This is a genomic window from Halostella pelagica (genome assembly GCF_004762015.1).
In the GTDB taxonomy this organism is placed as follows: domain Archaea; phylum Halobacteriota; class Halobacteria; order Halobacteriales; family Natronoarchaeaceae; genus Halostella; species Halostella pelagica.
On record NZ_SJES01000014.1, the window covers coordinates 1 to 4,914 of the forward strand.

The 4,914-nt window shown below is 57.2% G+C and carries 1 tRNA gene and 2 rRNA genes; all 3 read right to left on the reverse strand.

What is annotated here, in order from left to right:
• Positions 1 to 2,818, reverse strand: a 23S ribosomal RNA gene (locus tag EYW42_RS19345); the annotation flags it as partial.
• Between the two features lie 237 nt (positions 2,819 to 3,055).
• A tRNA-Ala gene (locus EYW42_RS19350) sits at positions 3,056 to 3,127 on the reverse strand.
• A gap of 120 nt (positions 3,128 to 3,247) precedes the next feature.
• Positions 3,248 to 4,718, reverse strand: a 16S ribosomal RNA gene (locus EYW42_RS19355).
• Between the last annotated feature and the right edge of the window lie 196 nt (positions 4,719 to 4,914).

Here is a 4,914-nt window from a genome sequence, read left to right on the forward strand (position 1 = left end):
CTCAGTGGTACCTCTTTTTCAGGTGGGTTTCGAGCTTAGATGCGTTCAGCTCTTACCCCGTGTCACGTGGCTGCTCGGTACGTGCCCTTTCGGACAACCGATACACCAGTGGTGACCATTCGGAGTTCCTCTCGTACTATACGAACGTTCCCGTCAGGTACCGTGACACCCCCAATAGATAGCAGCCGACCTGTCTCACGACGGTCTAAACCCAGCTCACGACCTCCTTTAATAGGCGAACAACCTCACCCTTGCCCGCTTCTGCACGGGCAGGATGGAGGGAACCGACATCGAGGTAGCAAGCCACTCGGTCGATATGTGCTCTTGCGAGTGACGACTCTGTTATCCCTAAGGTAGCTTTTCTGTCATCTATCGCCCGCATCAAGCAGGCTGATAGGTTCGCTAGACCACGCTTTCGCGTCAGCGACACTCGTTGGGAATGTCACTGTCAGACTTCCATGTGCTCTTGCGCTCTTCCTCGGGTCTCCGACCCGAGTGAGGAAATCTTGGGGCGCGCTCGATATCTTTTCAAGCGCGTACCGCCCCAGTCAAACTGCCCGGCTACCGGTGTCCTCCTCCCGGAGTGAGAGTCACAGTCACTAACGGGTAGTATTTCAATGCTGCCTCGGTGGCCCGCTGGCGCGGGTACCTGTGTAACGGCTCCTACCTATGCTGCACATTAGCGACCGTGTCTCAGCGACAGCCTGCAGTAAAGCTCTATAGGGTCTTCGCTTCCCCTTGGGGGTCTCCAGACTCCGCACTGGAACGTACAGTTCACCGGGCCCAACGTTGGGACAGTGACGCTCTCGTTGATCCATTCATGCAAGCCGCTACTGAAGCGGCAAGGTACTACGCTACCTTAAGAGGGTCATAGTTACCCCCGCCGTTAACGGGTCCTTCGCCCCATTGTACTGGGTGTTCAGATACCCGCACTGGGCAGGATTCAGTGACCGTACGAGTCCTTGCGGATTTGCGGTCACCTATGTTGTTACTAGACAGTCGGAGCGTCCGAGTTACTGCGACCTGCCTCGTCGGAGGCAGGCATCCCTTATTGCGAACGTACGGGACTAACTTGCCGAATTCCCTAACGTCGGTTGCTCCCGACAGGCCTTGGCTTTCGCTGCCATGAGCACCTGTGTCGGTTCTTGGTACGAGCATCATACTCCCTTTTCACGGGCTCTAGGTTGGCCTGAATTGCTCTATCTCGACATTCGTCCGCTTCCTGCCATTACGGCTTCCACGGAGTTCGACGATTCGACTGGGCGAATGCCCAGTTCAGGCGGCCCCAAAGCGTCAGTTTCAATGTATGATGGCACTGGAATATTAACCAGTTTCCCTGTTGTCCCATTCGACTTACGGTAGGACTTAGGATCGGCTAACCCTCGGCTGATCAGCATTGCCGAGGAACCCTTGCTCGTTCGGCCGTCGGGGTTCTAACCCGACTAACGCTGCTACTATGACCAGGATTTTCGTCACTATTCGGTCCACACGAGTTCTCACCCATGCTTCCAGCCGAATAGAGCGCCAACCTACGGAATCACCTTGTGACAGGTGTCGCTAGGTCTCGGTGGTGGATTTGAGCCCCGATCATTTTGGGCGCCTCGAACCTCGGCCGGTAAGCTGTTACGCTTTTCTTAGAGGGTAGCTGCTTCTAAGCTCACCTCCCGGCTGTTTAGGGCTCGAGACTACCTTCGGTTGCACTTAATCCACACTTGGGGACCTTAACCCAGCTCTGGGTTGTCTCCCTCATGGTGCACAGGCTTACCCCGCACACCGGACTCCCTGCGTCGATGGCGTTCGTAAGTTCGGAGTTTGACAGGGAGGCCAACTCCTCTCGGAGTTGGGTCTCCCAATCAGTGTCTCTACCTCACGAACTACCTCAGCAGAGGTCATGCTTCGACATGTTTCGGTTGGAACCAGCTGTTGCCGGACTCGATGGGCCTTTCACCCCTATACGTAGGTCACGAGAGGGTATTGTAGGACACCAACTCTAGCAGGCTTCCACGCACCTTTCGGCACGCTTGACCTTGCCCACGCATAGATCGTCCGGTTTCGGGTCGTACCCGTTTGACTCCCCGCGCTTGAACACGGTGGTCCTGGGGCAAAGCCCTGCGACCATATTGGTTTCCCTGCGCCTTCCCTGATACTCAGGTTAGACTTGCCAAACATGTACACTCCCTGGTTCGTTTTTCAAAACGTACGACGGGACATCGGCTTCCGGTGCGTCTTACTGCAGGCTCGCGCCTGTGTCATTTTGCAGCGGACCTTGTATGCCTCGTCGCTCGATCGCCACCTGATTTCAAGCCCTATTGCACCTCCCTTCATGGGGTGCTTTTCAGCGTTCGCTCACGCTACTTGTTCGCTATCGGTCTCGAGTTGTATTTAGTCTTGGCCGTTAATGCCGGCCGTGTTCACGAGGGAGATCCAACCCCCGATACTCTGGAGCTGACGCACAGCGTACTGGTCTGCATTACGGGGTTATCACCCTGTCTCACGCTCCATTCCAGGAGACTTCATGCAGATGGTCTGCTGCTGAGAGCCAGTCCGAACACCACATTGCCCGAAGGCTTCGGTTTGGACTGTGTCGCGTTTACTCGCCGTTACTAACGACATCTCTATTGATTTCTTTTCCTGCCGGTACTGAGATGTTTCAATTCCCGGCGTTCCCCATTGCGCGAAGCAATTGCGAGGGGATTCCCATTCGGAGATCCTCAGTTCTTACCCTCCGTGCGGGTCCCTGAGGCTTTTCGCAGCTTGGCACGTCCTTCGTCGGCACTCGAGCCGAGCTATCCACCAGGTGGCACAGTAGCCACGTTGTGGTGCACTACCATGGTGGTAGTGCGATATATTGTCACTGTGACCCGGGAACGGGTCCAGTGGACGTCTGGATTGCACGTACACACGGCCTCATCACACGCCCCTGGGTGTCACCGGGGGCGTATTCAACCCTTCCCAACCACGCTTGCGCGGGATGGTGCATCGGTTCGTTCGGATTCAATCGTAGCGGAGTAACCCACTTAAGGGCAACGGTTCCGTACGCCGAATCCGAACAGCATGGACCCACTGGGATTCGAACCCAGGGCGTCCTCCTTGCAAAGGAGGCACTCTACCGCTGAGCTATGGGCCCACCTCCCTTCCGGGAGGAGCGTTAGCCTTGGTAGTTCTAAGGTGCCCGATCGGTTGCAGGGCGGTGGTCGACAAATACGGACGAAGGTGAGCCACCCGCGTCGGGGTGGTCTCGGGTCGTTGGAGGTGATCCAGCCGCAGATTCCCCTACGGCTACCTTGTTACGACTTAAGCCCCCTTGCGAAGCCCAGATTCAGCCGTCAGAGACGGTTTCATCCGGACCTCACTCGGGTGCTTTGACGGGCGGTGTGTGCAAGGAGCAGGGACGTATTCACCGCGCCCTTCTGAGGCGCGATTACTACCGAATCCAGCTTCATGAGGGCGAGTTTCAGCCCTCAATCCGAACTACGACCGAGTTTCGGAGATTAGCGTCCCCTTTCGGGGTTGCATCCCACTGTCTCGGCCATTGTAGCCCGCGTGTCGCCCAGCTCATTCGGGGCATACTGACCTACCGTTGCCCGTTCCTTCCTCCACATTGGCTGTGGCAGTCCTCCTAATGTACCCATCAACCTCAAGGGTCATGCTGGCAATTAGGAGTGCGGGTCTCGCTCGTTGCCTGACTTAACAGGACGCCTCACGGTACGAGCTGACGGCGGCCATGCACCTCCTCTCAGTAGCTCTGATAAGCTCATCACACTGATCGTCACTGCTACTGTCGGAGCTGGTGAGATGTCCGGCGTTGAGTCCAATTAAACCGCAGGCTCCTCCGGTTGTAGTGCTCCCCCGCCAATTCCTTTAAGTTTCATCCTTGCAGACGTACTTCCCAGGCGGCTCGCTTCGCGGCTTCCCTGCGGCACAGCACAGGCTCGTAGCCTGTGCCACACCTAGCGAGCATCGTTTACAGCTTGGACTACCCGGGTATCTAATCCGGTTCGTGACCCAAGCTTTCGTCCCTCACCGTCGGATCCGTCTTCCCGAGGCGCTTTCGCCACCGGTGGTCCGTCCAGGATTATAGGATTTCACTCCTACCCTGGACGTACCCCTCGGGTCTTCCGGTCCCTAGCCAGACAGTTTTCGCCGGACGCCCACCTGTTGAGCAGGTGGATTTCCCGACGAACTTGCCTGGCCGGCTACGGACGCTTTAGGCCCAATAATAGCGGCCATCACTTGGACTGCCGGTATTACCGCGGCGGCTGGCACCGGTCTTGCCCAGTCCTTATTCGTACACCTCAGTACGGTGTACAAAAGCGAGGGCTATATGCCCTCGCACTCGGGGTCCCCTTATCGCACTGGCGTGCAGTGTAAAGGTTTCGCGCCTGCTGCGCCCCGTAGGGCCCGGTATCTTGTCTCAGATACCGTCTCCGGGTTCTTGCTCTCACAACCCGTACCGATTATCGGCACGGTGGGCCGTTACCCCACCGTCTACCTAATCGGCCGCAGCCACATCCTCTGGCGCCGGAGCATTTCCGGCTCAGGCCGTTCAAGGCGGAGAGCCGTATGCGGTATTAGCCTCAGTTTCCCGAGGTTATCCCGCTCCAGAGGGTAGTTTGGCCACGTGTTACGGAGCTATTCGCCACGAGTCTAAACTCGTGCGACTAGCATGGCTAAATCGGACCCCGATAGCAATGGCCTCCGGCAGGATCAACCGGAATGTACCTGGCCACTAAGGGCCAGGGGGCGTGGCGGGTACACTCAGACGAGTGTACACCATCTTGCGTGGTCCGTGTCCGGTGACCGCCAGACCGTTGAACGGCCGGGTGTCACCGAACTACCAAGGCTAACATCAGATCCCATCGTGTACGGCGGACCGCAGGGGTGGAATCCTCATGTCCTTCGGACTTCATTGTA